Annotated in this window: 23 protein-coding genes, 1 tRNA gene and 1 pseudogene; 15 read left to right on the top strand and 10 right to left on the bottom strand. The window is 68.0% G+C overall.

Annotated features, from left to right (window positions below):
- The 3 genes from ACN9M6_RS11200 to ACN9M6_RS11190 form a co-directional block, all read right to left on the bottom strand.
- Positions 1 to 74, bottom strand: a tRNA-Val gene (locus tag ACN9M6_RS11200).
- A gap of 68 nt (positions 75 to 142) precedes the next feature.
- Complete coding sequence (locus ACN9M6_RS11195; RefSeq protein WP_419162992.1) at positions 143 to 1147, bottom strand: radical SAM protein; 1005 nt, start codon at positions 1145 to 1147, stop codon at positions 143 to 145.
- A gap of 30 nt (positions 1148 to 1177) precedes the next feature.
- Positions 1178 to 1855 carry a hypothetical protein gene (locus tag ACN9M6_RS11190; protein ID WP_419162991.1) on the bottom strand — a complete coding sequence of 226 codons (678 nt, stop codon included), beginning with the start codon at positions 1853 to 1855 and terminating at the stop codon, positions 1178 to 1180.
- Positions 1856 to 2232: 377 nt separating this feature from the next.
- Here ACN9M6_RS11190 and ACN9M6_RS11185 point away from each other — a divergent pair, with 377 nt between their 5' ends.
- The gene (locus ACN9M6_RS11185; protein WP_419162990.1) at positions 2233 to 3024 is read left to right on the top strand and encodes an RNA methyltransferase; all 792 of its coding nucleotides are present in this window, start codon (positions 2233 to 2235) and stop codon (positions 3022 to 3024) included.
- Positions 3025 to 3030: 6 nt separating this feature from the next.
- Here ACN9M6_RS11185 and rho read toward each other — a convergent pair whose 3' ends face one another.
- On the bottom strand, positions 3031 to 4434 hold the full coding sequence (rho, locus tag ACN9M6_RS11180) for a transcription termination factor Rho (RefSeq protein ID WP_419162989.1): 1404 nt from the start codon (positions 4432 to 4434) through the stop codon (positions 3031 to 3033).
- A gap of 432 nt (positions 4435 to 4866) precedes the next feature.
- Between rho and ACN9M6_RS11175 the strand changes: the two genes are divergently transcribed.
- The 3 genes from ACN9M6_RS11175 to ACN9M6_RS11165 are packed head-to-tail and all read left to right on the top strand — an operon-like array spanning position 4867 to position 7292.
- The gene (locus tag ACN9M6_RS11175; protein WP_419162988.1) at positions 4867 to 5463 is read left to right on the top strand and encodes a sulfocyanin-like copper-binding protein; all 597 of its coding nucleotides are present in this window, start codon (positions 4867 to 4869) and stop codon (positions 5461 to 5463) included.
- Between the two features lie 18 nt (positions 5464 to 5481).
- Complete coding sequence (locus ACN9M6_RS11170; protein WP_419162987.1) at positions 5482 to 6402, top strand: proline dehydrogenase family protein; 921 nt, start codon at positions 5482 to 5484, stop codon at positions 6400 to 6402.
- 11 nt (positions 6403 to 6413) lie between these two features.
- Positions 6414 to 7292, top strand: coding sequence for an SDR family oxidoreductase (locus ACN9M6_RS11165; RefSeq protein ID WP_419162986.1), 879 nt, complete (start codon positions 6414 to 6416; stop codon positions 7290 to 7292).
- On the opposite strand, the gene ACN9M6_RS11160 is transcribed toward ACN9M6_RS11165, so the two are convergent.
- A complete protein-coding gene (locus ACN9M6_RS11160; protein ID WP_419162985.1) occupies positions 7216 to 8538 on the bottom strand; it encodes a MiaB/RimO family radical SAM methylthiotransferase in 1323 nt (440 codons plus the stop codon). The genes ACN9M6_RS11165 and ACN9M6_RS11160 overlap by 77 nt on opposite strands.
- A gap of 207 nt (positions 8539 to 8745) precedes the next feature.
- On the opposite strand from ACN9M6_RS11160, the gene ACN9M6_RS11155 reads away from it, so the two are divergent.
- Positions 8746 to 9177, top strand: a complete 432-nt coding sequence (locus tag ACN9M6_RS11155) for a hypothetical protein (protein WP_419162984.1) — start codon at positions 8746 to 8748, stop codon at positions 9175 to 9177.
- Between the two features lie 16 nt (positions 9178 to 9193).
- Complete coding sequence (locus tag ACN9M6_RS11150) at positions 9194 to 10228, top strand: class I fructose-bisphosphate aldolase (RefSeq protein ID WP_419162983.1); 1035 nt, start codon at positions 9194 to 9196, stop codon at positions 10226 to 10228.
- Between the two features lie 26 nt (positions 10229 to 10254).
- Here ACN9M6_RS11150 and hutF read toward each other — a convergent pair whose 3' ends face one another.
- Positions 10255 to 11592: a formimidoylglutamate deiminase gene (gene hutF, locus ACN9M6_RS11145; RefSeq protein WP_419162982.1), complete on the bottom strand. Its 1338-nt coding sequence runs from the start codon at positions 11590 to 11592 to the stop codon at positions 10255 to 10257.
- Between the two features lie 74 nt (positions 11593 to 11666).
- Between hutF and ACN9M6_RS11140 the strand changes: the two are divergent.
- From ACN9M6_RS11140 to ACN9M6_RS11120, 5 genes and pseudogenes are all read left to right on the top strand, one after another.
- A pseudogene (locus tag ACN9M6_RS11140) lies at positions 11667 to 12068 on the top strand (carboxypeptidase-like regulatory domain-containing protein); the annotation flags it as partial.
- A gap of 70 nt (positions 12069 to 12138) precedes the next feature.
- Positions 12139 to 12663, top strand: a complete 525-nt coding sequence (locus tag ACN9M6_RS11135; RefSeq protein ID WP_419163776.1) for a hypothetical protein — start codon at positions 12139 to 12141, stop codon at positions 12661 to 12663.
- Positions 12591 to 13157, top strand: coding sequence for a hypothetical protein (locus ACN9M6_RS11130; RefSeq protein ID WP_419163775.1), 567 nt, complete (start codon positions 12591 to 12593; stop codon positions 13155 to 13157). The genes ACN9M6_RS11135 and ACN9M6_RS11130 overlap by 73 nt, the downstream gene beginning before the upstream one ends.
- Positions 13158 to 13193: 36 nt before the next feature.
- On the top strand, positions 13194 to 16562 hold the full coding sequence (locus tag ACN9M6_RS11125) for a TonB-dependent receptor (protein ID WP_419162981.1): 3369 nt from the start codon (positions 13194 to 13196) through the stop codon (positions 16560 to 16562).
- 46 nt (positions 16563 to 16608) lie between these two features.
- Complete coding sequence (locus ACN9M6_RS11120) at positions 16609 to 19068, top strand: choice-of-anchor B family protein (protein ID WP_419162980.1); 2460 nt, start codon at positions 16609 to 16611, stop codon at positions 19066 to 19068.
- Here ACN9M6_RS11120 and ACN9M6_RS11115 read toward each other — a convergent pair.
- Both ACN9M6_RS11115 and ACN9M6_RS11110 read right to left on the bottom strand, forming a co-directional pair.
- Positions 19065 to 20387: an MFS transporter gene (locus ACN9M6_RS11115; RefSeq protein WP_419162979.1), complete on the bottom strand. Its 1323-nt coding sequence runs from the start codon at positions 20385 to 20387 to the stop codon at positions 19065 to 19067. The genes ACN9M6_RS11120 and ACN9M6_RS11115 overlap by 4 nt on opposite strands.
- 20 nt (positions 20388 to 20407) lie before the next feature.
- Positions 20408 to 21307 (bottom strand): cyanophycinase, encoded by a 900-nt coding sequence (locus ACN9M6_RS11110; protein ID WP_419162978.1) that lies wholly within the window; start codon positions 21305 to 21307, stop codon positions 20408 to 20410.
- A 151-nt stretch (positions 21308 to 21458) separates the two neighbouring features.
- On the opposite strand from ACN9M6_RS11110, the gene ACN9M6_RS11105 reads away from it, so the two are divergent.
- The 3 genes from ACN9M6_RS11105 to ACN9M6_RS11095 are packed head-to-tail and all read left to right on the top strand — an operon-like array spanning position 21459 to position 23778.
- Positions 21459 to 21947 carry a hypothetical protein gene (locus ACN9M6_RS11105; RefSeq protein WP_419162977.1) on the top strand — a complete coding sequence of 163 codons (489 nt, stop codon included), beginning with the start codon at positions 21459 to 21461 and terminating at the stop codon, positions 21945 to 21947.
- A 5-nt stretch (positions 21948 to 21952) separates the two neighbouring features.
- A complete protein-coding gene (locus ACN9M6_RS11100) occupies positions 21953 to 23248 on the top strand; it encodes an aminotransferase class V-fold PLP-dependent enzyme (RefSeq protein ID WP_419162976.1) in 1296 nt (431 codons plus the stop codon).
- 32 nt (positions 23249 to 23280) lie between these two features.
- Positions 23281 to 23778, top strand: coding sequence for a hypothetical protein (locus tag ACN9M6_RS11095; protein WP_419162975.1), 498 nt, complete (start codon positions 23281 to 23283; stop codon positions 23776 to 23778).
- A 39-nt stretch (positions 23779 to 23817) separates the two neighbouring features.
- On the opposite strand, the gene ACN9M6_RS11090 is transcribed toward ACN9M6_RS11095, so the two are convergent.
- Both ACN9M6_RS11090 and ACN9M6_RS11085 read right to left on the bottom strand, forming a co-directional pair.
- Positions 23818 to 24357 (bottom strand): thermonuclease family protein, encoded by a 540-nt coding sequence (locus ACN9M6_RS11090; protein WP_419162974.1) that lies wholly within the window; start codon positions 24355 to 24357, stop codon positions 23818 to 23820.
- The gene (locus ACN9M6_RS11085; protein ID WP_419162973.1) at positions 24354 to 25145 is read right to left on the bottom strand and encodes a DUF6503 family protein; all 792 of its coding nucleotides are present in this window, start codon (positions 25143 to 25145) and stop codon (positions 24354 to 24356) included. The genes ACN9M6_RS11090 and ACN9M6_RS11085 overlap by 4 nt, the downstream gene beginning before the upstream one ends.
- A 104-nt stretch (positions 25146 to 25249) precedes the next feature.
- Between ACN9M6_RS11085 and ACN9M6_RS11080 the strand changes: the two genes are divergently transcribed.
- On the top strand, positions 25250 to 25819 hold the full coding sequence (locus ACN9M6_RS11080; RefSeq protein WP_419162972.1) for an FKBP-type peptidyl-prolyl cis-trans isomerase: 570 nt from the start codon (positions 25250 to 25252) through the stop codon (positions 25817 to 25819).

Below are 25819 nucleotides of genomic sequence, written 5' to 3'. Positions count from 1 at the left end.
TGGGGCGGGAGGGACTCGAACCCCCGACTTCTGCGATGTGAACGCAGCGCTCTGGCCAGCTGAGCTACCGCCCCGAGGGACAGCGATGTTACCCGGCGGCCCCGCTCCGTGTCAAAAGCCGGAGGCGGAGAGAGCGCGGGCGTCAGTTGCGCCAGGGGGTGAGGATCTTGAGGAAGGCGTCCGAGTTGTCCTGGACGAACTCCTTGAAGCTCTTCTCGGTGTTGGCCCGGGTCGAGATGTAGCACTGCTCGCAGGTGTTCTGCTTCGTGAACTTCTCGAGCATGTCCTCCTGCCGGTCGAAGTATGCCATCACCATCGCGCACGGCGTGAGGCGGCCATCGGGGTTGATGACGAGGAACCGGCGCCCGGCCTGGCATCCGCCGATGCCGCCTTCGGTCAGGAAGCGGTGGAACTTCCACAGCACGCGCGGCGTCGTGTAGACCGGATATCCGGCGTTTCGGAGGTCGATCACCTCCTGGATGCTCTCGGCGAGGCCGTCGAGCCCGTCCCCCTCGATGAGACCGGCGCGGTCCTGAACGCGCAGGTGGGTGTAGACGGAGAAGTTGATCGGCACGCCCCAGTCCTTCGCGACGCGCACCATGTCCCCGATGTCCTTGTAGTTCCACGCGGTGATGCAGACGTTGAGCAGGATGTCGTCCGTGTCGCTGCTCCGGCGGGCGATCTCCGGCACTACCTCCGCCATGCGGTCGAACAGTCCGGGGATGCGGCGGAACTCGTCATGCCGTTCGTCCGGGAAATCGAGCGATGTGGACAGCTGGTGCATCCCGCTGTCCTTGAGGCGGAAGAAGCGTTCGGGCGTGAGGTTCGAGGAGTTGGTGACGACGATCATCCAGGGCAGGCCGCCCTTGTTGGTCATCGCGTCGACGATGTCGTAGACGTCTCCGCGCGCCAGCGGCTCGCCTCCGGACGCGTGCGAGACGACCGGCCGGAGTTCCCGGCAGATCGCGGCGTATTCCTCCGCGCCCAGCCGCTCTTCCTTGATCGGACCGCCCCAGTTGCAGTGCCAGCAGTTCGCCGTGCAGGCGTGCGTGATCTCGAACGAGACCGACAGCGGCTTGTTCTGGATCCGGTTCCGGATCCCCCGCGCCAGCATGCGTGCCGCCATGGCCCCGGAGATGTTAGGCATCCGCCCACCTTGTCTGTTTCGAAGACCGGCTCACATCCCCGCCTGACGCCTTGCCTTCAGGCGCTTGTAGCCTGCGGGGATCGCCTTCACGAGGTACAGTCCGAAGACCACGGCCACGCTGGTGATCAGAATCCAGTTCGGGACCGCGATCGTCGCCCCGAGGAGGGCGAGAAGGTAATAGCGCGGAAAACGCGCGACCACCAGCGCGGTCACCCATTTCCACATGGGATATCGGATCGAGAAAGCCAGGAACTTGAACGGAAAGAACGGGATCGGTGTGAACGCGGTGACGACGATCGTGGCGAACGGCCACCGCATGAAATACGAGATCGCCTTCCGGTAGAACCTCTTCCGCTTGTACGCCTGGATGTTCTGCAGGTTGAGGATGGGAACGAAGACGACGTGATCCATGATCGCGGCCACGATCGTACCGGCGGTGGCCGCCGCTGCGGCAAGCCTGAGGTCCGCGACCTTCCCGAAGTAGATGAGTACCGGCTCGTGGGGAAAGACCGAGATGGCGGTATTGGCCGGGATCGAGTAAAAGGCCAGATACAGGTAGCTGTCGGACTGGAAGTCGCGCAGCATGAGGATCGACGTCACGAGGCCTATGACGAACATCAGCCCGCCGAAGAACCAGACTGCCGGCCCGAGGTGCGTTTGGCCCTCCGCTTCGAACGCCCCGCCTCTGTCGATCTGATCCTGCCCCAATCAACTCTCCGGCGTAGCTTGTGTCTCGGGATGCGGCCGGGCGCCGCCCAAGGTATCGTTGCGGCGGCACCGGCGCTCCGGGTCCGGCAGCGGGCGTCTCACGAGATTCGTGGTGAGGAGGATCCCATAAACGACAAGCGGATGGATTGCCCGGACTGCGGCGGGCCGGTGGGGCTGGCCGACCAGACATGCCAGAAATGCGGTGAGCCGTTGTCGTACGGACCGGACGAAGTCGGTGTGCATTGCGCGGTTTGCCGGACCGAGATCGGCGCATACACCGAAGCGTGCCCAAGCTGCGGTGAGACGGGCTATCCCGCCCTGCGCCCCCGTCGCGGCAGGAAGTGGAAGGGCTCCCGCCCCGAGGGCCTACCGAGGGCGTGAGCGCGGGAGGCACCCAGCTCGACCGGACGGTTATCGTCCTTCACGAGCCGCAGGATGTCGTCAACATCGCGCTCGTGGTCCGCGCCATGAAGAACATGGGGTTCACGCGGCTTCGCCTCGTCAACCCGGCCGAGTTCGACGCCTGGCGAATCACCGGCATCGCGCACGATACGAGGGATGTGGTCGAGCGGATCCGGGTCTTCGAAGACCTCCCGTCCGCGCTGGCGGATGTGGGATATGCGCTGGGCGCAACGGCCCGGCGCCGTTCCACGCGACAGGACTGGTGGAACCCGGAGCAGGCGGCGACCCGGCTCACCGCCCGAGGTGCGCCGCTGGCTGTGGTCTTCGGCCGCGAGGACCGGGGCCTGTCCAACGAGGCGCTGGACCTGTGCCACGGACTGGTGTGCATCCCCACCAACCCGGATCACAGTTCGATGAACCTCGCCCACGCGGCCGTCATCCTCATGTACGAGCTTCGAAAGGCCGCAATAGGTCCGGAGGACTGGACGGACCGCGATCTGTCGCTCAAGAAGCGCCGGCAGACGCCCCCGGCCCTGCACTCCGAACTCGAAGCGTTCTTCGGTAAGTGGCAGCGCGCGATGGAGGAGATCGGTCTGTTCCACGGCATCGACCCGGTTCCCAAGATGCGGAGCTTCCGGAACATGTTTCAGCGGGCGGATCTCGATCGCCGGGAACTGGGTTTGATCCTGGCGGCGGCGTACGAGGTATTGCACTTCGCCGAGAGAGAGAAGAAACGAGCCCGGGACCGAGCCGAGGCCGGTGGCTAGGGGCTGCTAGATTCGCCGTCTCAGCTTCGAGACCAGTTCGTCGTTGGACTCGGTCTGGCGCATCAGGCCGAGGACCTCCTGCATGGCTTCGACGGGGGGGTAGGAACTCAACTCCCGACGCATCGCCTGTGTTACGAGCAGTTCGTCGTCTTCGAGCAGGCGTTCCTCGCGGCGCGTCGCGCTCGAGTTGAGGTCGATGGCGGGGAAGATCCGGCGATCCGACAGGTCGCGGTCGAGCACCAACTCGCTGTTCCCCGTGCCCTTGAACTCCTCGAAGATGACCTGATCCATTCGCGAACCGGTGTCCACCAGCGCCGTCGCGATGATGGTCAGCGAGCCGCCGCCCCGGCTCTCGGGCACGGAGCGGGCGCTGCCGAAGAAGCGCTTCGGCTTCTCGAGCGAGGTCGCGTCGATGCCCCCCGTGAGGGTACGGCCGCTCCCCTCTTCCGTCGTGTTGTACGCCCGTGCGAGCCGCGTAATCGAGTCCAGGATGAGGACCACATCCTGTCCCATCTCCGCTCGCCGCCGCGCGCGCTCGAGCGTGATCTCGGCGACCTGGACGTGGCGTTCGGCGCGATGGTCGAAGCTCGAGGCCGTGACCTCGCCGAGGCCGGTCGCTTCCATCTCCGTCACTTCCTCCGGGCGTTCGTCGACGAGGAGGATGAGGATCTTGCAGTCCGGGTGGTTCTTCGCAATCCCTTCCGCGATGGCCTGCAGTACCATTGTCTTCCCGGCCTTCGAGGGGGCGACGATGAGCGATCGCTGGCCTGTGCCCATGGGACAGATGAGGTCGATGATCCGGTTCGTGTAATCCGGCTGTCCGCGCCGTTCGAGCCCGCACTCGAGACGCAGGCGTCGATCCGGGTGCTGCGCGCCCAGCCGCTCGAACTGCCTTCGGTTCCCGAGTTCTTCCGGCGGTTGACCGTTGACCGAATGCAGATGTCGCAGGGGAGGGCTCTTGCCGGGGCGCGGAGGGCGACCGGCTTGCCCGCAGATTTCGTCCCCGGTCCGCAGGTCGTAGCGGGAGACGATCTTGGGGCTGACGTAGATGTCGTCCTGGCTGGGTGTGTACCCGGCGTGCCTGCGGCGTACGAAGCCGGTCCCGTTTCCGAGCCTCTCCAGGAGTCCGAGATAGCCGTCCTTCGGACCTTCGGGCGCCTCCGCTACAGGCTGCTCACCCCGGGGCTTCGGCGACTGGCTTCCCTGGTTCTGGTTCCGGCGTCCTCTTGAGCGCCTGCGACGGCCCCGGTTCTTTCCGCCACGGCCGCCCGGCCCCTTGCCGCCGCGGGATGGCCCCCCTTGAGGGCGAGATCCACCGGAACTGTTTCGGCCGCCGGAGCCGCCCTTCCCGCCGGAGCCGCCCCGTCCGCCGCGAGGGGTTTGGCCGCCCTGAGATTGGCTGTTCGTCAATTCACCGCTCTGTGTCTGGAGCTTCCCGGGGCCGGATTCGATCCCTTGGGCGACGGAGGATGTGGAAGAAGAATGATCTCGCGACGCGGACCGGAATCAGGCAGCCTCCGGGATCCCTCGCCAGCGCGAAAGCGATGGCGACATTCGAAAACGGGTTCGTTTTGGGATCGTCCCTCCGAGCCTGGGACGAAACGGAACCCCGCCGTTAGTATGGGGGCTCACCCTGCTTTCGCGCCAGCTTCAGGCGCGACCTGCCGGCATGGCGCGCATGTACACACGCTCGGCAGGGGGCCCCGGCGCCCTCGGCCCCGACGTGGCCCACGGTTCCATATCCTGTATATTCCCGGCGCTCCCCGTATGGTCCGATCCTGCCGACGGGAGCCTGATGTTTCTGGATCCAACCAACCAACGAAGACTTTGGAGCGGAATAGAATGATGAAACGATCAACGATTGCAGCGATGGGTGCCATCGCCCTCGCGGGGTGTGGTGGCGGCGACGCAAGCGACCGGCCCTCGCCCGCACCCGCGCCCGCGGCGGCCCCCGCGGCCCAGCCTGCGGAGACCAGTGCCCCGAGCGTCACCTCGGTGGACTGGATCGCCGTCAATGAAGGGGCCGGCACGGTCACGATCGATCTTGTCGCCGGCTCGACGGATGCGAACAACCGCTGGAACTTCAACGGCTACGCGAACGGCGAGGCCACCGTCGTGGTGCCCGCCGGATACACCGTCACGGTGAACTTCGAGAACAGAGACCCCGTCATGTACCATAGCGTCGGAGTGCTCGAGCGTCAGGCGAGTTATCCGGCGGTCTTTGACGAAGCGCCGCCGGTGTTCGACGGCGCCATCACATCGAACGCCACCTCCCTGACGGAGGCCACGGCGCCCGGTGGCGGCACCGAGACGATCAGCTTCACGGCCGCCACTGCCGGCGAGTACGCTCTGGTGTGTCCCATCCCGGCCCACGCGGTGACGGGGATGTGGATCGGCTTCGATGTCTCCGAGTCCGGCGAATCCGGACTGCGGACCTAGCCACGCTTCCGGATGGAGATGATGCGGAGGACGTTCCTGTGGGCCTCCACGAATCCGTGGCTCTCCCGGCGCCTTCCGGAACGGCGTTTCGTTCGCCGGGCCGTCCGGAAGTTCATGCCGGGAGAGACGCTGGAGCACGCGCTCGGCGAGGCCGACCGTCTGGGTGGGGAGGGCGTTCCCACGCTCATCACGATGCTCGGCGAGAACGTCGAGACGGTGGAGGAAACGCGCGGGACCGTCGCCGAATACACGCGGGTCATGGAACTCGCGGAAGAGATGGGGCTGGATGTTGAGGTGTCGATCAAACCCACCCATCTGGGGCTCGACCAGGGCGCGGACGTCGCATGTGACAACGTCTCTGAACTCGCGGCGCAGGCCCGGGGACGCGGCACCCTGTGGATCGACATGGAGGGGTCGGAGTACACCGAGGCGACGCTCTCACTGTTCCGGGCGGTCCGGAGCCGGCACGAGAATGTAGGCCTCTGTCTCCAGTCGTATCTGCGGCGCGCCGCCGAGGATCTCGAATCGCTGATCGAGCTGGGGCCGCGCATCCGGCTCGTGAAAGGGGCCTACTCCGAGCCGCCCGATCTCGCCTTCCCGACCAAGAGCGATGTGGACGCGAACTACCTGGCGCTTGCAAGGCGCCTGATGGATCACCTGGCCGACGGAGGGGACGGCTTCCTCGGGCTCGGTACGCACGACCCGGCAATGATCGGACCTCTGTCGGAATACGCCGCCGCGGCGGGCCTCGACGGCGGTCGGTTCGAGATCGAGATGTTGTACGGGATCGGACGCCGGGATCAGCGGAGGCTCGTCCGGAACGGCACGCCCCTCCGGGTGCTGATCAGCTACGGGGACGCGTGGTTCGCCTGGTATATGCGGCGGTTGGCCGAACGTCCGGCCAACGTGTGGTTCGTCGCCCGCAGCATGTTTCGCTAGGGAGGCGCGGGATGGATGGCGAGATGGATGGCGAGATGGATCGCGCGCAGGAGACGGGCGCGCTGTTCGCGCCGGCGATTCTCGCGGGCCGAGCCGCGTTCATCACGGGCGGTGGCAGCGGGATCGGCTACGGCATCGCCGAGTGCCTGGCCGCGGCCGGAGCGTCGGTCGGCGTGTTCAGCCGCAACGAAGAACGGGTCGCACAGGCGGCGGACCGCCTGGCCTCGAAGTACGGGGTGCGGACGCTCCCGACCGTGGGCGACGTCCGGGAGCCCGCCGCGCTGGAACGCGCCGTGCGCGAGACGCGGGAAGGACTCGGCTCCGTCGACATCCTCATCAACAATGCGGCGGGCAACTTCTACGCGCCGACCGCCGAACTCTCCCCGAACGGCTGGCGCGCGGTGGTGGAGATCGACCTGTTCGGGACCTTCCACGCCTGTCGCGCCGCGTTTCCGGTGATGGCGGAGCAGGGATACGGGCGGATCGTGTCGATCTCGATGACCCTCCATTACCGGGGCTGGCCGCAGATGGCCCACGCCACGGCGGCGAAGGCCGGGGTGGACGCCCTGACCCGCACGCTGGCCATCGAGTGGGCGCGCCACGGCATCAACGTGAACGCGGTCGCGCCGGGCCCCATCCCGACCGAGGGCGTGAGAAAGGCGTTCCGCGCGCCTCCGAGCGAGGACGTCGACATGTTCGGTGCGCGGGCGGGCGCGGGGTTCGCGGATCGGTTCATTCCGGCCGGGCGACTCGGTCATCCCCACGACATAGGACGGATGGTGACCTACCTGTGCTCGCCAGGCGGAGACTGGATTACGGGCGCGATCCTCGTGGTGGACGGGGGGGAGTCTCTCGTGAGCCCGCGCACGGTCCCCGACGCGACGGAATAGCGGCGACCAGGCGTCCCACCCGTCCCTCCAGGACCGCCGAAAAGCGGTCTCCGGGCACCGCGTGGCCGAGGAGTTCGACCCGCAGGTAGTCGCCCGTAAGGCCGGCGACCCTGTCTTTCCGGCCTTCCACGATGATGTCCGCCACCTCGCCCACACGCGCATCCGCATAGGACTCTCCCTTTCGGAGTCCCAGTTCCCGCAGTGTGCGCGACCGGGCCGCCGCCACGTCGCCGGGAACTCGCCCCGGAAGCGTCGCCGCAACGGTGCCGTTCCGCACCGAATAGGGGAAGACGTGTAAATAGGTGTACGGCAACTCCTCCACGAGAGCGCGCGTCTCCTCGAACTCCCCCTCGCCCTCGCCAGGGAAGCCGACGATGATGTCCGCGCCGAGCCCGAAGGCGTCGACACGATCGGCGATGGCGAGCAACCGCGAACGATAGGCTTCCCGCGTGTGCCATCGTCGCATCAACCGGAGGACGCGGTCGGACCCGCTCTGAAGCGGTACGTGCAGGTGCGGGGCCAGACGCCCGTCCGACTCGGCGAGCAAGTCGATCAGCCGATCCTCGATCTCGGTGGCCTCGATTGAAGAGAGACGAAAGCGGGCGGGGACCTCGTCGAGCAATCGTTCACAAAGGCCCGCGAGTGTGACGCCCGGCCCGAGATCTTTCCCGTAGTGCCCGATGTGGATGCCGGTGATGACGAGTTCCGGGTGTACGCGGGCCAGCGTCGCCGCCTCCGCTATCACGTCGTCGGTCGGGCGCGAGACGGAGGCCCCGCGAGCGATTCGGGTCGCACAGAAGGAGCACTTCCGGTCGCAACCGTTCTGGATCTTGAGCCAGGCACGCGTACCTCGCGCGTTGCGCACCAGCGGAGCATTGGCCGCTGCCCGGGGTAGCTCTCCCACAGCCGGAAGCTGTCGGGCCACGGCGGCAGGGTCGTGTCCCGCCACGACTCCGTCCACTTCCTCCAGGGAGAGGTATTCCGCCTCGCGAAACGCAGTTGAGCAGCCGGCGACGACGATGCGGAGACCCGGGTGGCGACGACGCAGGCGGCGAACGAGATGCCGCGCGTTCGCGTCGGCCTGGTTCGTGACCGTGCAGGTATTGATGACTGCTACGTCAGCCGCCGCGGCGTCAGGCGCTGTCGCGGCTCCGCGCAACTCGAGTTCCTGGCGGATTCGCTCGGTGTCGTACTGGTTCGCCTTGCACCCGAAAGTGTGGAACCAGACAGCGGGACTGTCGCTCACAGAGGGTCTCGTACGTTCTTTCGATGGGATCCGTGCCGATGGAAAGATCGTTGCAGCGCGAGCGCGACGCCACGGTGTCGCCATGGGGTGGAGGCGCCTTCGGCCGGTCTTCCCAAACCCGGGTGGACTCCACCCGGAAGCGGTGTATCTTCTCTCATAGCTACTACCCGGCCGGGGGTGGGGTCGAAAACCCCACGGATGGCGGCCATGGAGGATTCCAAGATGTGGTGCGTGAAACAAATGCGGTTCGCGGTGTTCGCGGTTGCAGCGGTCGCGTTGTCTTTGGCGGCGTGCGGTGACAGTGATCCCACGGTGCCGGAGCCGATGTTCGAAAATCCGTCCACGATACGGGTGGTGAATCGGCTGACCGGACCCGTGATCTTCGTCTATGCACGGCCGTGCGGGACGTCGGATTGGGGTGCGGATCTGTTCGGAACGAATGATCCCATCGACGGGACGATCCAGCCCGGAGGTTCGAGGGACTTCACCGTGGAGGCCGGCTGCTATGACCTGCGGGCGCGTCACCTGGAGTCCACAGAACCGGGTCCCCTGTTGGAAAAGGTGACCTTCAATCAGGCGGTTTCTCCGATCACCCCGGTGACCTGGACCCTCGAGGACGACCCCCGAGACCCGACCTGATCGGTCGGAGGAAGCCATGAGCCAACAGCTCGTCCAGGTTGCCGAAGCGATGGGGGCCAAGGGCAAGGGAATCCTTGCCGCCGACGAGAGCTCCGGTACGATCCGGAAGCGCTTCGACGGTATCGGCGTCGAGTCGACCGAGGCCAACCGGCGCGATTATCGGGAGATGCTGTTCCGCACGAGCGCCGCCCTGCGCGACTGCATCTCGGGTGTCATTCTCTTCGACGAAACCCTCCGACAGTCGGCCGCCGACGGGACACCGCTGGTTCAGCTCATTTCCGACACCGGTGCGATCCCGGGGATCAAGATCGACAAGGGCGCGAAGGATCTGGCGGGCGCGCCGGGCGAGAAGGTGACCGAGGGACTGGACGGACTGCGCGAGCGGCTGGCCGAATACTATGAGCTCGGGGCGCGCTTCACGAAGTGGCGTGCCGTGATCGACATCGGCCGGGGCGGCGACCGCTCGATCCCCGGTTCCTACTGCATCGGGGCGAACGCGCACGCCCTCGCCCGCATGGCCGCCCTCAGTCAGGAGCAGGGACTCGTCCCCATCGTCGAGCCGGAAGTGCTGATGGACGGCGATCACGACATCGACCGCTGCTTCGAGGTTACCGAAGCCGCGCTGAAGCAGGTCTACATGGCCCTCTTCCACCAGCGGGTGTTGCTGGAGGGTTCGGTCCTCAAGCCCAACATGGTCCTGTCGGGGAAGCTGTGCGCCGAGCAGGCCGGGGTCGATGAAGTGGCCGAGAAGACCGTGCGATGCCTGAAGCGGGCGGTGCCGGCGGCGGTGCCGAGCATCGTGTTTCTGTCAGGCGGCCAATCGGACCTCGAAGCGACGGCGCACCTCAACGCGATGAACGCGGGCTACGACACTCCGTGGAATCTGAGTTTCTCCTACGGCCGGGCGTTGCAGGCCGCGCCGCTCAAGGCCTGGGGTGGCGAAGTGGACAACAAGCCGGCGGCGCAGGCTGCGTTCGGGCACCGCGCGCGCATGAACGGCCTCGCGACGCACGGCCGGTGGTCGATGGAGCTGGAGCAGGCCGCCGCCTGAAGTCCCGGCGGCCCCCGCACGGGCTGCTAGGACCAGATCTCCCGCATGGCGCTCGCGAACCCCACCTCAATCTCGGCCTCGAGGGCGATGGAGCCGCGTTCGACGCGGCGTTCCCCGCCGACATACACAGCCTGGATGTCGCGGTCGTCGCCCGCCACGAGCCATGCGTCCATGAGAGTCTCCAGCTCATGTCCGAGCGTATTGGGCGCGTCCCGACCCAGCACCACGAGATCGGCCCGGTAGCCCGGTTCAATCCGCCCCACCCGCGAACCGGCAGGGCGGGATCCGGCGACCGCCTCGCCGCCCCCGCGGGCCAGCCAGGACCAGATGACCGCTCCGGCGCCGCCTTGCGTGGCCACGCGGGCGCGCCGCCGATCCCTGAGACGCTGGCCGTATTCGAGCTGGCGCGCCTCCTCGATGGAGGAGAGGCGCACGTTCGCGTCGGTCCCCATGGCCGCGGCGCCCCCTGCGAGGAAGTGCTCGCGCGCGGGGAAGATCCCGTCACCCAGATTGGCTTCGGTGAGGGGGCAGAGGACAATGTTCGCTCCGGCCGAGCGAACCCCGGTTCGCTCGGCGGCCGTCGCATGCGTCGCATGCACGAGGCTCCACCTCGGGCCCAATTCGACCGTGTCGGCGAGGAGATCGATCGGCGTGCAGCCGAGCGCCGCCAGACACGCCTCGACCTCGCGTTCCTGTTCGCTGATGTGGATATGAAGGGGAGATTCCGGGCCGAGCAGCGCGTCGACGCCGACCACGAGTTCGACCAGGTCGGCCGACGGAACCGCGCGGAGCGAGTGCGGGGCCACCCCGGCCGCCTCGGCGCCCAGCGTCTCGACTGCGGACAGGAAGTCGCCGACGGACGCGTGCGCGAACCGGCGTTGCTCGGGCAGGATATCCTCGTTGCCGAAGCCTGATGTGCGGTAGTAGACGGGCAGAAGGCTGATCGGAAGCCCGACATCCGCCGCCGCGGCGAGGACCGCCCGGGTACTCTCGGGGCCGCGATCGCCATCCGGACCGTGGTGGAGGTAGTGGAACTCCGCGACATGCGTGAAGCCCCCGCGCAGCATGCGTGCGTATCCGTGGCGGGCCACGGCGAACAGCTGATCCGGCGTGATGGACCCGGCGAGCCGGTACATCGCCTTCCGCCAGCTCCAGAACGAGTCACGGCCCCGGGCCTCCTCCCCAACGCCGGCCAGCGCGCGCTGGAAGATGTGGGAGTGCGCGTTGGGCATGCCGGGGATCGCCAGGAACCCATCGTACGGCGCGTTCCCCGCACGGACCGCCCGAATCGTCCCATCCGGGGCGATGTCGATCGACCGGTTCCGCTCGAGACCCCGCGGGCCCAGGATCGCGTGAAAGGTCAAGGTAGTACTCACGGCCCCGACAATACGCGGCAGGCCCAGCGAGCGGGTAGCCCATCTTCCGGGCCGTCCACAACATGGGGCGCTCCAACGTTGTTTGTTGGGGTATTACGCCTTCGAACCGGAGCTTCCGAATGAGCGCGGGGATCACGGCAGGTCGCTTCATCGGTTGCGTGTTGGTCGGCCTGGCCGTGGGGCTGGCCGTCTCCCCGCCGGGCCTCTCGGCGCAGGGTGTGACGACGGCAGGCCTCTTCGGGCGCGTGCTCGATGACAACGGAGGGCCGGTCGCGGGGGCGAGGGTCGAGTTCCGCCACGTCGCTACAGGCGCGACATATGCCACCGTCAGCGACGAGGCGGGCCGTTTCGGTCTGAGCAACCTGCGGCCCGGCGGGCCCTATACGCTGGAGGTCACGCGCATCGGCCTCAGCCCCGTCACTCGCGAAGATCTGACGCTCAGCGCCGGGCAGCGACTTCGCCTCGAGGTCCGACTCTCCGAGACGCCTGCCGGAGGGCTTCGTCCTCTCGCTCGAGGGGATCTATACGCGCGCGGTGAACCAGATCTCGTTCGAGGACATCAACATCGGACTTCCCATCCTCGAGAGCCAGCGAACGGCGCCGAACGGATACACGTACGGCTTCGGGTACAGTCGCCGCGAGGTGTTCGGGAACCCCGGCGCCGGCGACGAATACGTCGACCCGCCGCCGGGCTCCCCTCCCGTACGGCGGGAGCCAATCTTCATCCCGCGACGGCGGGACGCGGCGTTCGGACAGGTCATCAAGATCGGCGACCGGGCGCGGAACTTCTCCTACGCGTTGAGCGCCCGGCTCCGCAAGCGGTTCGGCGACCGGCTCTCCGTGGATGTCGGATACGCCTTCAACCGCTCCGCCGACGTGCGCAGCCTCGGGTCGTGGCGAGCGCGACCGCCGTCCTTCCGCGACCGCTTGGAGGCGGCAGGCTCTCGCTGCTGTATGTGGGGCAATCGGGGAGGCCCTACTCCTACGTGTACGCCGACGACATCAACGGCGACACGTACCCGGGATTCGGACGGGCCCTCGACCTCGCGAACGACCTGATCTTCGTGACGGAGAGCGCGTTCGACTTCCCCGGCGGAGGGCGGAGCCCGGTCAGCGGCATCCTGTTCGAGCAACTCGTCGCCCAGGAACCCTGTCTCGAGGAGAGCCGGTTGCGGATCATGCACCGGAACTCATGCCGGACACCCTGGTCAAACGAACTGGACTTCCGGTTCAGCCAGCCCCTCCGCCTGGGCGGGGCGGAAGTGACCCTCACGCTCGACGTGCTCAACGTCCTGAACCTGATCAACCGCGAGTGGGGGCACGTCCAGACGGTGAACCCCGTCGTGCAACTGCTGAGCGTCAAGGACCGCGTCTCAGGCATCTTCAACCCGGGCGGCCTGTTCCCGGAGGACCCCAACCCGCTCCGGGCACGCTACGCGGGCCCGCTCCAGTTCGGAGACACCGGCGGTGTGCGCGCCGCGGTTCCCTACCTGCCGCAGATCGGGGCCTCTCAGTGGCAGGCCCCGTTCGGCATCGGCATCCGCTTCCGCTAGCTTGGGCGCTGTTTCTCCGGTCTTGAAAGAGGGGACATGATGAGAAGGGTGCTTCCGAGCCGCGCCGCGCGCTTCGCGCTGGCCACCGTCGCCCTCGCATTCCCGGCGGCGCCGACGGCCCTCTCGGCGCAGGGGGTCACGACGGCCGGCGTGGCCGGCCGCGTGGTCGATGCCGCCGGCGGGCCGGTCGCCGGCGCCCGCATCGAGTTCCTCCATACCCTCACGGGGGCGAACCATACCGCCCTGAGCGACGCCGACGGCCGTTTCAGCCTCGCCAATCTGCGGCCTGGGGGTCCCTACACGCTCGAAGCCACGCGCATCGGGATGCAGAGGGTGACCCGGGAAGGCCTCACGCTCAGCGCCGGGCAGCGGCTCCGACTGGAGATCGAACTCTCCGAGGAGGCTGTCCCCCTGCCGGAGCTGTCCGTCCGGGTCGAGACGGATCCCGAGTTCGATCCCGCGCGGATGGGGTCGACGATGATCGTCAACCAGGAGACGCTCGAGAACCTGCCCACGATCTCGCGGGACTTCACGGCGTTCGCCCAGCTGTCGCCGCTCGTGACGATAGACGAGATGGGCGTCTCCGTCGCCGGTTCGAACATCCGCTACAACAACATCCAGGTCGACGGCGCCCTCAACCAGGACGTGTTCGGCCTCTCGCCGACCGGCGTCGCCGGCGGCCAGGCGCGGGGCCGCGTGATCCCGCTCTCGGCGATCGAGGAACTGCAGGTTCTGGTCGCCCCCTACGACGTGCGGCAATCCGGGTTCACGGGGGGCGTTCTGAACGCGGTCACCCGGACCGGCGGGAACGAGTTCCGTGGCTCCGCCTTCGGGTTCATCCGCGACGACGCCCTCGTCGGCGACGCGGTGATCGGAGGTTTCGCGCGGGAGCCCGGCGATCTGGACAACCTGTTCGCCGGTTTCGACATCGGCGGTCCCATCGTGCGCGACCGCCTGCACTTCTTCGTGGCCGGCGAGGTCGAACGACGCGCACGGCCGCCCGACGGTTTCACCGTAGGCGTCGACGAGGCGGTCCGCTCGCAGCTCGATCCGGATTCGATCGCCCGGGTCTCGGACATCCTCGCGGGCTACGGTGGGGACGCCGGCGAGGCGGGGTTGTACACGCTCGAGAACGACCTCGCGAACCTGTTCACGCGGTTCGACGCGCGCCTCGACGACGACAACTCGCTCATGCTGCGCTACAACCTCGCGTTCGCGGCGGACGATCCCGCGCCCAACCGGCTACCGGGGGACGCGTATGAGATGTCGTCGAACGGGACCCATATCGAGTCCCGGAATCACGCGGTCGCCGGACAGTGGCTCTCCACCCTCGGTCCCCGGCTGTCGAACGACCTGATGGTGAACGTGCAGTTCCTCCGCGACCGGGAGACGGCGAACGCGGCCTACCCGCGTGTGGAGGTGCAGATGCAGGGAGGCGCCTCCGGCCGCGGATACCGGCGCGAACTGCGGCTGGGCTCGAGCTTCTCGGGGAACGACAACGAACTCGATCAGGACATCGTCCAGATCTCCAACGCGCTCTCCCTGTCGCTGGGGAGCCATCATCTCACGTTCGGGGGTGGGTTCGAGCGCTTCTCGATCCGGCGCGAATACCTTCCGGGGACGGTCGGGAGCTACCTCTTCAATTCGATGGATGACCTCGCGGCCAACACGCCTTCGGAATACGTCGTCCACGTCCCGCTGACGGACGACGCGGCCACGGCGCGCTTCTCCGTGAACCAGTTCTCCGCCTTCGTACAGGAGGAGGCCCGCGTCGGGGAAGCCCTGAGCGTTCGGCTGGGCCTGCGCATGGACGTGCCGGTCATGCCCGACTCGCCCGCCGAGAATCCGGCGGTCCGGAACTCCTTCGGCGTAAGCACGAGTGAGCTCCCGGGCGGCACGCCTCTCCTCTCGCCACGGGCCGGCTTCAACCTCGGGCTCGGCGAGGACCGGAGCACGCAGATCCGCGGTGGGGCCGGACTGTTCACGGGGCGGCCGCCGTTCGCGTGGCTCGCGAACGCCTATCAGAACACGGGACTCACCTCCGCCTTCCTGACCTGCCAGCGGCGGAACATCGGGGTCCCCGACCCCGAGATCGTCCCCGCCTTCGATCCGCGGGCGCCCTCTCCGACGAGCTGCCCGGACGGGAGGGGGCCGGAGTCCGCGACGCCCATCGTGACCGTGTTCGATTCCGACTTCCGGTTCCCGAGGGACTTCAAGGCGTCGCTCGCGATCGACCAGCGTCTCCCGGCGGGATTCGTGCTGTCGCTCGAGGGGATCTACACGAAGGCCGTGAACCAGATCGCGTTCGAGGACCTCAACATCGGTGCGGCCGTCGGCGCCGGTGAACGGACGCCGGAGAACGGTTTCACTTACGGATACGGGTACGGGACCCGGGTGACGTTCGGCGACCCCGGTGCCGGGAGCCAGTTCGTCGATCCGCCGCCGGGCAATCCGCCGGACGCGCGGGAACCGATCTTCTACCCGCGCCGCGTCGACGAGGCGTTCGGCCAGGTCATCCGGATCGGCGACCGGGCGCGGAACTTCGCGTACGCACTGAGCGCGCGCCTCCGCAAGCGGTTCGGCGAGCGGCTCTCCGTGGACCTCGGGTACGCGTTCAACCGGTCGGCGGATGTCCGGAGTCTCGCTTCGCGCGACGCGATCTCGAATTTCGGGTTCACCGCGATCCAGGGCGACCCGAACGACCCAAGCCGCCAGAGTTCGCTCTTCGACCGGCCCCACAAGCTCGTGGGGAGCGCGACGGCGACGCTCCCGGAGAAGCTGGGGGGTGGCCGGATCTCGGTCCTCTACGTGGGACAGTCCGGGAGGCCGTACTCCTACGTGTACGCCGACGACATCAACGGCGACGCCTATCCCGGGCTGGGACGGGCGCTCGATCTGGCCAACGATCTCATCTTCGTGACCGAGGGGGCGTTTGACTTTCCGGGAGGAGGAAGCGCACCGATCAGCGGCCTGCTCTTCGAGGGGCTCGTGGGCCAGGAGCCCTGCCTTCAGGAGAACCGGCTCCGGATCGTGCACCGGAACGCGTGCCGGACGCCGTGGTCGAACCAGGTGGACGTTCGCTTCAGTCAGGACTTCCCCGTGGGCGGCACGGAGGTGGTCCTCACCTTCGACGTCCTCAACGTCCTGAACCTGGTCAACCGGAACTGGGGTCACGTCCAGGCCGTGAATCCGGTCGTGCAGCTTCTCAGCGTGGAGAACCGGATCGAAGACGACCCCGAGCCGAGCAGCGTCCTTCCGGAGTTCGATGACCCGCTGCGGGCCCGCTATGTCGGCGCACTCCAGACGGGCGAGACGGGCGGCATCCGGGCCGCGGTCCCCTATGTTCCACAGATCGGCGCGTCGCAGTGGCAGGCCCAGTTCGGCATCGGGATCCGCTTCCACTAGCCACCAGCCATACCTTTCAACAGCTCGAATCCCGGAGTTCAGGATCATGCACACACGTTCCTTCGCGATTCTCCTTCTCCTGGCCGCGGCGGCGGGTCCGGCGGCGGCGGGTCCGGCGGCGGCGCAGACCCACGCCGGCAGCCTCGACAATGCCGCATCGGCCCCGATCATCGGCTTCGGGGCGGCGGCGGTCGTCTCGGGCGGGGAGATCTTCGTCTCACGGCCGGGTGAGTTCGTGGCGTTCCCGATGCCCGGGTCGGAAGCCGGCAGCGTCCACGTGTTCCGCCGGGGCGGGGGCGGCTGGTCGGAGGTCGCCACCATCGACGCACCGAGCGGCCTTTACGGAGACGGCTTCGGGATGGCGCTGGCGGTTGTGGGCGATGTCCTCGTCGTGGGCGCACCGAAGGAGAACGAGGGCCGGGGAGCCGCATACATCTTCGTCCGCGAAGGCAATGCGTGGGGTCTCTGGGAGCGGCTGGAGGCGCCGGACGCAAGGCCGGGCGACGCGTTCGGCTCCTCGATCGCGCTCGGGGCCGATGCGGAGAGCGGGCTCATCGGCGCGCCGGGACGCGGGGCCAGCGGCGCCATCTTCGCCTACCTGGGCGGCGGCGCCGACCTGACGCCGGTCGAACTCAGCGGCTCCGGCGCGCCCGCCGACGGCCGTTTCGGGGCCTCCGTGAGCATGGAGGGGGATCTCGCGCTGGTCGGCGCCCCGGGCCCCTTCAGTCTCAACAGCTATGGTCCGGCTCCGCAGTTCCAGGCCGGGACGGGCTACGTGTTCCGCCGCGCAAACGACGGGTGGGACGAGGTCGCCCGGCTGACGCCCGCGGGGGGCGGGGCGGCCGGCCTGTCGACGCTACTCGTCAACGGCGAGGCGCTTCTCGGCGCGCCGATCGCCAGCCAGGGACGCGGGGCGGTCTTCCGATTCGGTGCCGACGTCGACGGATCCTGGTCCCACACCGGGACGGTCGCGGCCACCCCCGCGCCGGGTGCCTTCTTCGGCTACTCGCTCGGCCGGGCCGGAGACCAACTTCTCGTCGGCGCCCCCGGCACCGAGGGTCTCATCGGCCAGGCGCACGTCCTGGCCCCCGACGCCGGCGGGACATGGCGCGAGGAAACCGTACTGCGGGCAAGAACCCGGGGCCTCATGGGCTTCATGGGCAACTCGGTGGCGGCAGACGGTGGCCTGGCGGTCATCGGCGCCCCGGGGTCGGAGTTCTTCGAGGGCATCGGCTTCGTGTTCGAACGCGACACCGACGGTGCGTGGAGCGAGGCCACCCCGTTCCACGAGGCCGAGTCCGGTATGGACGCGGTCACCGGAGAGGAGCGGCGCTGCTCCGACGACGGGATGGTGGCCGGCTTCGACTGTGCCGATGTGGATCTCGTCTCCTTCCTCCCCGCCCGCGAGGTGGGAGGCTCGCGCGGGATCATGGTGAGCGACATCTGGGGCTGGGTGGACCCGCAGACGGGCCGCGAGTACGCGATCCTCGGCCGCTTCGACGGGACCTCCTTCATCGACGTGACGGACGCCGGGAATCCGGTCTATCTGGGCAATCTTCAGCTCACCGAAGGGGCGACCCCGAACCTGTGGCGCGACATGAAGGTCTATGCCGACCACACGTTCATCGTGGCGGACAACGCGGGCGAACACGGGATCCAGGTGTTCGACCTCACCCGTCTCCGGGACGTGACCAACCCTCCCGTCGAGTTCGACGAGGATGCGCATTACGCGGAGTTCCACTCGGCGCACAACATCGTGATCAATGAAGAGTCGGGCTTCGCCTACGTGGTGGGCGGGAGCGGCGGCGGCCAGACGTGCGGCGGCGCACTCCACATGGTCGACATCCGGGATCCGCTGAATCCCATCTTCGCTGGCTGTTACGCGGATCCTGACACGGGAAATGCGGGATCGGGCGGTTACACGCACGACGCGCAGTGCGTGACCTACCGGGGCCCCGACGCGGATTACGCGGGCCGGGAGGTGTGCTTCAACGCGAGCGCGACGAAGCTCGGCATCGGCGATGTGACGGACAAGGACAATCCCACGCCGATCTCGAACGCCTCGCACCCCAACGTGGCCTATTCCCACCAGGGGTGGTTGTCGGAGGACCAGCGGTATTTCTACCTGAACGACGAACTGGACGAGATCCAGGGCCTCGCGATGGGGACCCGGACGCTGGTGTGGGACGTGCAGGACCTCGACGAGCCGGTCCTCGTCCGGGAGTTCGTGCAGGACAATCCGGCCACCGACCATAACCTGTATGTCCGCGGCGACTTCATGTACCAGTCGAACTACGTGAGCGGGCTCCGGATCTTCGACATCTCGGATCCCGAGAACCCCGTCCCGGCGGGCTTCTTCGACACGGTGCCGGGGAGTCCGGACCAGCCGGGTTTTGCGGGATCTTTCAGCAACTACCCGTTCTTCCCCTCCGGCAACATCATCGTGTCGAGCATGCGCGAAGGCATGTTCGTGCTCAGGAAGCGGGAGACCGCCCTGGTGCCCTAGCCGGGGTTGGCTGCGGCGCGGGTGACGCGGCGGAAGGCGAGGGTGGCGAGGAGGCCGATGGCGCCGAAGCCCGCGACAGCCGCGAACACGTGCTGGTGCCCGGCGAGCCCCGGTGAACGGTCGAGCAGGACGCCCATCAGCGGTCCCATGAACACGTCGGGCGTGAAGCCGAGCACGGACACGACCCCGACTGCGCTCCCGGTATAGGCGAGCGGCACGGCGCCCTCGGCCAGAAGGGCGAAGTAGACGCCGCGGAGTGCGTAGATGCCCACGCCGGTGGTCACGACCGTGGCGATGAGCACCCACGCCGGGCCGGGCACGAGGACGCCGGAGGCGATCAGCAGGCAGCCGGCGATGAGGATTGCGAAGCCCCATGCGATGACGCGGGAGGCGTCGATCCGGTCGCCGAGGTATCCCGCCGTCACGGCCGCCGCGGCCCGAACCCAGAACGACAGCGTGCCGATACCCGAGGCCGCGACTTCGTCGAACCCGAGCGCGTCTCGCGCCAGCAGCGAGAAATCGTCCGTGGCCTTGTATCCGGTATAGGCGCAGATGACGATGACGGCCTGCAGCCACACGGCCGGCATGCGGCAGACGGCCCTGACGCCGTACAGCGACAGCCTCTGCCGACCGCCCGTCCCGCCCTGAGGCGTGGTTTCGGGAACGATGAGCCAGACGAGTACGCCGATGCCGAGCGTGAGCCCGGTGAAGACCCAGATCACGCCGCGGAAGGCGGTGGCTCGCTGCTCCGGCGTAGCCGTGGGCACCTCGCCCGGCAGGAGGGCGGCGAAGACCGCCAGGGCGAGGGACGCGGCGAGCGCGGCCATCAGCCCGCGACCACCGTCGAGCAGTCCGTAGGCGCGCCCCTGCATCGAGCGCCCGCCCCATTCGCGGGTGGCCCGGATCATGGCCGCCCAGAAGAGGAGTACGCTCGTCATCCCCCAGAATGCCCACAGCACGTTCATCGCCCGAGGCGAGGGGAAGCCGGCCAGCACGATCCCGCCCAGACCGGTCGCGAGCAGCGCGAAGGCCATCAGCCGGCGGGCCGAGTACCGGTCGGCCAGAGGGCCGCCGGCGAAGTAGGCCACGATCGCGACGATCCCGTACAGCGAGAACGCGGTTCCCAGCTCCAGGTTCGTGATCCCGAACACGTCGAGCAACGTCGGCCGGAAGACGCGGGCGAGGACGAAGGGGAGGAAGTAAACGGCTTCTCCGGCCGCCATGAGGGCGAGGATGATGAGCCCTCTCTGCCCCGGGATTCCCCCGGTCACGTCGGTCCTTGTTGGGTCGGCCGGCGCCCCGTCCCCGGACCCGGCCATGGGGTCTTCGGGTCGGCGGTTCAGCGTTCGGGTCGGCGGCTCGGCCAGGGACGCGCCTCGACCCGCCCGAGTGGCTGCAGCTGACGCGTCGCGCGATAGGCCTGGCGCTCCGCCAGGTCGAACTGATCTCCCGGCGCGAGGAAGTAGAAACGGCCGCCGCTGTCGAGCATGCTCTCGTTGTCGTAGATGACCACGTACGACTCCCCGATCACCTCGAAGCGGTCACCTTGCACGACGATGGCCGTGTTCTCGTCGATCCCGATCCCCAGCAGCTCCGGCCTGGCTTCGATGATCTCGAGCAGGTCGAACTGGCGGTTTCGCTGCAGAAGGTGCTGGTCGATCGCGGTGTTCCGCAGAAAGCCGAGACCCTGCTCGTGGCTCCCCATCATGATCGTGTTCGTAAGGGTGTCTCCACGGGCCAGGTACGACCCCTGGATCGTCGCGCCGGCGGAGGAACCTCCGATGACGCCGCCGCGCTCGAGGAGCGCCCACAGCTCTTCCTCGGTCCTCGTTCCCATGTAGGAATCGACCAGGCGCCACTGCCGTCCGCCCGTGAACCAGACACCGCCCGCCTCCCGGATCGCCGACACGAAGGCCTCGCTGTTCGCCTCGTCGCGATCGTTCGTGTGCCGCAGTGTGAGGTGCTCGACCCCGGCGGCCTGGAAGGGCAACAACCCCCCGAACGACTGGCCGTACGAATCCTGTCCGCCGGCCGTGGGGATAACGACGATGTGCGCCGAGGGCCCGCCGGCCAGCTGCACGAAGCGGTCCACGATCTCCGGGCTCCGCATGGCGCCCCCCACCACCACGAGAGACCCGCTGGGCGGGCCGACTTCCTGCGCTTCGATCTCGATGGCCCCAACCGTCGTCAGGGACATGAGTGTGGCGGCCGCGCTCACCGCTCGCCGTGTTGTTCGCATCGTTCGACCCTCTCGCTTCGGTTACGCCGTGCTCTTGAACCTCACGGTAAGCGGATCGGACAGCGCGAGCGACCCCGGAAGCGGGCGCTTGTCGCTCGCTCCGAGCCGCGCCACGTTGCGAGTCGAACCCCCTCCGGAGGCTTGGTAGCCCATGCACGCATCCGTCGTCACGCTCGTCGGCTCCGCCACCTGCCTGGCAGGGCTCGTCGCGGGCATCGCGACCTTTCCCGCTCCGCCGGGCGACACCACGCTCTTGCGGCAAGACGACGCCCTCGCCGGCGCCTGGGCCGCTCGTGAGTACGTTCTTGCGACCGGCGCGCGACATCCCGTCCGGGGACGGATCATCTTCACGGACGGAGAGTGGCAGGTCCTCTTCTTCGTCATGGACGGAGAAGAGCCGAAGCGGGGCTCCGGAGAAGGCGGCCGCTACACGTTCGATGGCGAGACTCTGACGTTCGAGCACCTCCACCACCTCTCGGTCGGGCGCACGATGGAGGGCCTGCCGGCGAGTCCGCTCACCATGACCGCAAGAGCGGGCACCGGACCGCTCGAGCCTACGCGGGTCGACATCGAGGGCGACGCGCTGACCCTCCGTTTTCCCAGTGGAAACGCGATGTCCTTCGTGCGCGTTTCGAACTGACGCCGATGACCGAGTCCACGGGAGCCGGGAACGGGATGCTGGACCGGAGGGAGTGGCTTCAGCTCGGGGTGGCCGGGGCCGCCGCGCTGGGCCTGCCGGCCTGCGCCGCATGGGACGGGGAAGAAGAGGGGCAGACCGAGGCTCCGCCACTCCACCCTCCCGCCGGGGCGACGGACGCCGACTGGGAGACGGTGCGCGCGCACTTTCTCGTGGAGCCCGGCACGGCATACCTGAACAATGCGAGTATCGGCATGCCGCCGAGGCAGGTCGTGGACGCGGTCGCCGCGGGCTATCGCGCCATTGCCGAGCTCCCCGCCCGCGGTCGTTCGGAGCTGACCGCTGAGATCACGGACCGCGTCATCCCCGAACTCGCCGACTTGTTCTCGATCTCCGCGGAGGAACTCGCGCTCACGCGAAACGCGTCGGAGGCCCTCCACCTGCAGACCATCGGGGTGACGCTCGACCCCGGCGACGAGGTTCTGATCACGAGCCAGGAGCACCCGGCGGGGCGACGCCCATGGGAGTTCCGGCAGGTGCGCGAGGGAATTCGAGTGAGCGAGGTCTTCATCCCGAGCCCCCTGCCCGCCGAGGAGGAGATTCTGTCCCGGATCGAGGCTGAGATTGCGCCTCGCACACGAGCGGTCGCTTTCTGCCATGTCACGAGGGGCGGACACCTGTACCCCGTGCAGGCGATCTGCGGGCTGGCGAGGGACCGGGGACTCGTGAGCCTGGTCGACGGCGCCCAGGCCGTGGGGCAGTTTCCCGTCGATCTGTCATCGCTCGGGTGCGATGCGTACGCGGTCAGCCTCCACAAGTGGATGCTTGCGCCGGCCGGAACCGGCTTCCTGTTCGTTCGGCGGGACGCACGCGACCGCATCCGAACGGCGTTCGCGCCGGACGCTACGCCGGAGCGGCCGCAGTTCGGCCCCGTGGGCACCGCGGCCTTCCCGGTGCGGGCCGCGATCGGCTCGGCCGTCGACTTTGTCACGACCCTCGGCCTCGAGGCAGTGGAGGCCCGGTGCCGCTTCCTCTCGGACCATCTGAAGGGACGGCTCGCGGAACTTCCCGACGTCACGCTGCTCAGCGGGACCCTCGGCCAGAGCGCGCCCGGTTCGACCATCTTCGAGAAGGACGGTCTCGACGCGGTCGCGGCGGTGGGGGCGATCGAAACCCTCGCCTCGGCCCATATCGACGAGCACCAGCGGGACGGCCACAACGCGATCCGGGTTTCCACCCACATCTACAACACGACGGCCCAGGTGGACCGCTTCGTCGAAGCCCTGGCCCGGACGACAGGCTGAGGATGCGACCTCATTCATCTCCGGAGGCAAGCATGACTTCGTTCACACGTAACGCAGGGATCGCGGCCATCGGCGCGGTCTTCCTCATGGGTGCCGCGGCCTGCGCAGGTGGCGAATCCGCCGACGCCGGTTCGGTGCCTGTGGAGTCCGCCACCAGCGAGTCGGCCAACGCCGAGTCGCAGGCGGAGGCGATCTACGAGGTTCGCAATTATCACTTCGATCCGGCCCGGTTCGACGAATATGCGGAGGTCGCGCGGGGCGAGTATCTCCGCTATCTACGCGAGCACCTCGATATCGTCGGTTTCTGGGTCGACGCCGGGATCCCGGCCGAACTCCGGGGCGCGGAGCAGGACGACCTCGGCTCGGCGAACATCACGTGGGTCATCCGCTGGGCCTCCAAGGCCGAGCGCGACGAGAAGCTGCCCCAGGTGCTGGGCACGCCCGAGTGGCGCGAGATCTTCGCCGAAGTTCCGGGCGGCGGCGCGAGCTACCTGAGAGTCGAATCGCGCTTCATGGAATCGCTCTACTGAGGCGACGGACGCCACGGACGCCACGGACGCGCCGATCCCTCAACAGCGGTCTCGTCTGAAGTCGGCGGGGCGGCAGGTGAAGCCCCACGCCGCCCACAGCCCCCGCCGGGCTTCCGCCGCAGAAGCTTCCGCCGCCAGCATGCGGTCCTCGTAGCGGCGATTGGGCGGGATCACGTACGCCACCGCGTACCCGCTCGCCACCATGTGCTCGTTGAGCAGGACACCGCCCGGAAGGTGGAGGTAGGCGAGATCCCGGTCGAACACATCCACGCGTTCGAGGTCGTACTCGACTCTCAGGGACGTGTTGATGGGCGCGACCCGCAGCAGCTCCGCGCGGGCTTGCTCACCCCAGGGTTCCTGGGCCAGCTCGGGGGCATCGATCGACAGGAGACGGATCTCCCGGCCGTCCGCGCAGCGGATTGAATCGCCATCGATCGCGCGGGAGAGGACGCACTCCGCGCTTGCCACGGGAGGCGGAGGGGGAGGCGCGGGCGCCGCCGACTCGGAGCACTGTACGGCCGCGAAACTGGTGAGAACGAGGGCGGCGGCCGGGAGGCGCCGGCCCGTCCTGGTGGTCACGAACCGACGCGGATCATCCCCGCTTCGTCCGTCCCCAGATGCCGGCCATCGGCGTTCACATACCAGGCCCTCATCCGCGGCAATCTGAGTCCGTCTCCTTCGCTCAAGCCCTCGAATACGATGTACTCGCCGTCGTTCGCGCTCTCGTCGTGGAAGAACCGGCAACCGGCGAGTTGCGCCGTTTCGGGCTCGAAATAGAAGTACCACGTATCGCCGCCAACTTCGGCATCATAGGTGATCCGGACGGCGAGGACTTCGCGGTCCATGAACGTGGTTTCGATGATGTCCGGGGCCACATGTGCGCCGGGGTCGGCGATCTTCATCGGAAGACCGGCGAGAAAACCGTAGTAGCTGCGCCAAAACATCCCGTCCTCGCGGTGCAGGCGCATGCGCTCGCGGTCCGCCTCCGCAAGATCCGCCTCCGCGATCCCGTCCACGCTCGCGGACCAACCATCTACGGTGGTCGCGTATTCGATCGTCGAGCCGCGATACCGACCGGAGAGCGCGAAATCGCGCTCGTCCGCGCCGAACTCGAGATCGACGGCGACCCGCTCCGCCCCCTCGCCGTCGGTGCCCACCCAGGACATCGAGACCTCTCGGCTCCCCCAGACGCCTTCCGGGTCGTGGAAGGCGACGGATCGCGCGACGAGATCGAGGGCGGGAGTGGCCTCGGCCGGCTCCGCGGCGGCGGCACCTGCCTCGGAAGAGGGTCGGGCGTCGCCACAGGCGGCGGCAAGGAGGAGGGTCGAGAGCGGGAAGACGAGCTGGAATGCCGGACGTGTTTTCATGTCACGATACTAGCAGGCCGTGTCGAATCGCCGCTACATTCGGGCGATCCGACAACTCTCCGCACTCTGTCCCGCGGCGAATCTCCCGAACTCGGAGGACTCTCATGCAGCGTGATCGAGTATCGACCTGGCTCCCCGCCCTGCTGCTGCCCCTGGCGGTGGCGTGCGGAGGTGACGCCGCGGACGACTTGGAGACCGAAATGCGAGAGGTGGAGGCGGCCGCCGCCATGGAAGCGTCGGACCTGCCCGAGGACGTGATCACGGATCTGCGGGAATTCACCTTCGCGGGCGAACTCGGGGTCGACCTCGACGCGATGGAAGAAGCGGAAAGCGGACTCTTCGTGCAGGTGTTGCAGCAGGGGAGCGGACCGCCGGCCGGCTACGGCGACGAGATGGGCGTTCACTACACGGTCTGGCTTCCGAACGGGACCAAGGTCGACTCGAGTCACGATTACGAGCCAGCGGAACCACTCGACATGGTTCTCGGGTCGACCCAGTTGATCGACGGCTGGGTCGAGGGGGTGACGGGGATGAGACTGGGGGAACGGCGGCTGCTGGTGCTTCCCTACCACCTCGCATATGGGGCTGAAGGCTCTCCACCTCGGATTCCCGGGTATAGCCCGCTCGTGTTCGAGGTAGAACTCGCCGAGCATGTCCCGACCGGGGAAGGCTGA

Source organism: Candidatus Palauibacter sp. (assembly GCF_965197445.1).
Classification (GTDB): Bacteria; Gemmatimonadota; Gemmatimonadetes; order Palauibacterales; family Palauibacteraceae; genus Palauibacter.
This window is presented reverse-complemented; position numbering and strand designations above follow the sequence as displayed.

Bases quoted from the DNA above. Each gene is read 5' to 3' on its own strand.
- ACN9M6_RS11195 (WP_419162992.1), bottom strand. From the start codon at position 1,147: ATGCCTAACATCTCCGGGGCCATGGCGGCACGCATGCTGGCGCGGGGG.
- ACN9M6_RS11175 (WP_419162988.1), top strand. From the start codon at position 4,867: ATGATGAAACGATCAACGATTGCAGCGATGGGTGCCATCGCCCTCGCG.
- ACN9M6_RS11170 (WP_419162987.1), top strand. From the start codon at position 5,482: ATGATGCGGAGGACGTTCCTGTGGGCCTCCACGAATCCGTGGCTCTCC.
- ACN9M6_RS11165 (WP_419162986.1), top strand. From the start codon at position 6,414: ATGGATGGCGAGATGGATGGCGAGATGGATCGCGCGCAGGAGACGGGC.
- ACN9M6_RS11155 (WP_419162984.1), top strand. From the start codon at position 8,746: ATGGAGGATTCCAAGATGTGGTGCGTGAAACAAATGCGGTTCGCGGTG.
- ACN9M6_RS11150 (WP_419162983.1), top strand. From the start codon at position 9,194: ATGAGCCAACAGCTCGTCCAGGTTGCCGAAGCGATGGGGGCCAAGGGC.
- ACN9M6_RS11125 (WP_419162981.1), top strand. From the start codon at position 13,194: ATGATGAGAAGGGTGCTTCCGAGCCGCGCCGCGCGCTTCGCGCTGGCC.
- ACN9M6_RS11120 (WP_419162980.1), top strand. From the start codon at position 16,609: ATGCACACACGTTCCTTCGCGATTCTCCTTCTCCTGGCCGCGGCGGCG.
- ACN9M6_RS11115 (WP_419162979.1), bottom strand. From the start codon at position 20,387: ATGGCCGGGTCCGGGGACGGGGCGCCGGCCGACCCAACAAGGACCGAC.
- ACN9M6_RS11110 (WP_419162978.1), bottom strand. From the start codon at position 21,307: ATGCGAACAACACGGCGAGCGGTGAGCGCGGCCGCCACACTCATGTCC.
- ACN9M6_RS11105 (WP_419162977.1), top strand. From the start codon at position 21,459: ATGCACGCATCCGTCGTCACGCTCGTCGGCTCCGCCACCTGCCTGGCA.
- ACN9M6_RS11100 (WP_419162976.1), top strand. From the start codon at position 21,953: ATGACCGAGTCCACGGGAGCCGGGAACGGGATGCTGGACCGGAGGGAG.
- ACN9M6_RS11095 (WP_419162975.1), top strand. From the start codon at position 23,281: ATGACTTCGTTCACACGTAACGCAGGGATCGCGGCCATCGGCGCGGTC.
- ACN9M6_RS11085 (WP_419162973.1), bottom strand. From the start codon at position 25,145: ATGAAAACACGTCCGGCATTCCAGCTCGTCTTCCCGCTCTCGACCCTC.
- ACN9M6_RS11080 (WP_419162972.1), top strand. From the start codon at position 25,250: ATGCAGCGTGATCGAGTATCGACCTGGCTCCCCGCCCTGCTGCTGCCC.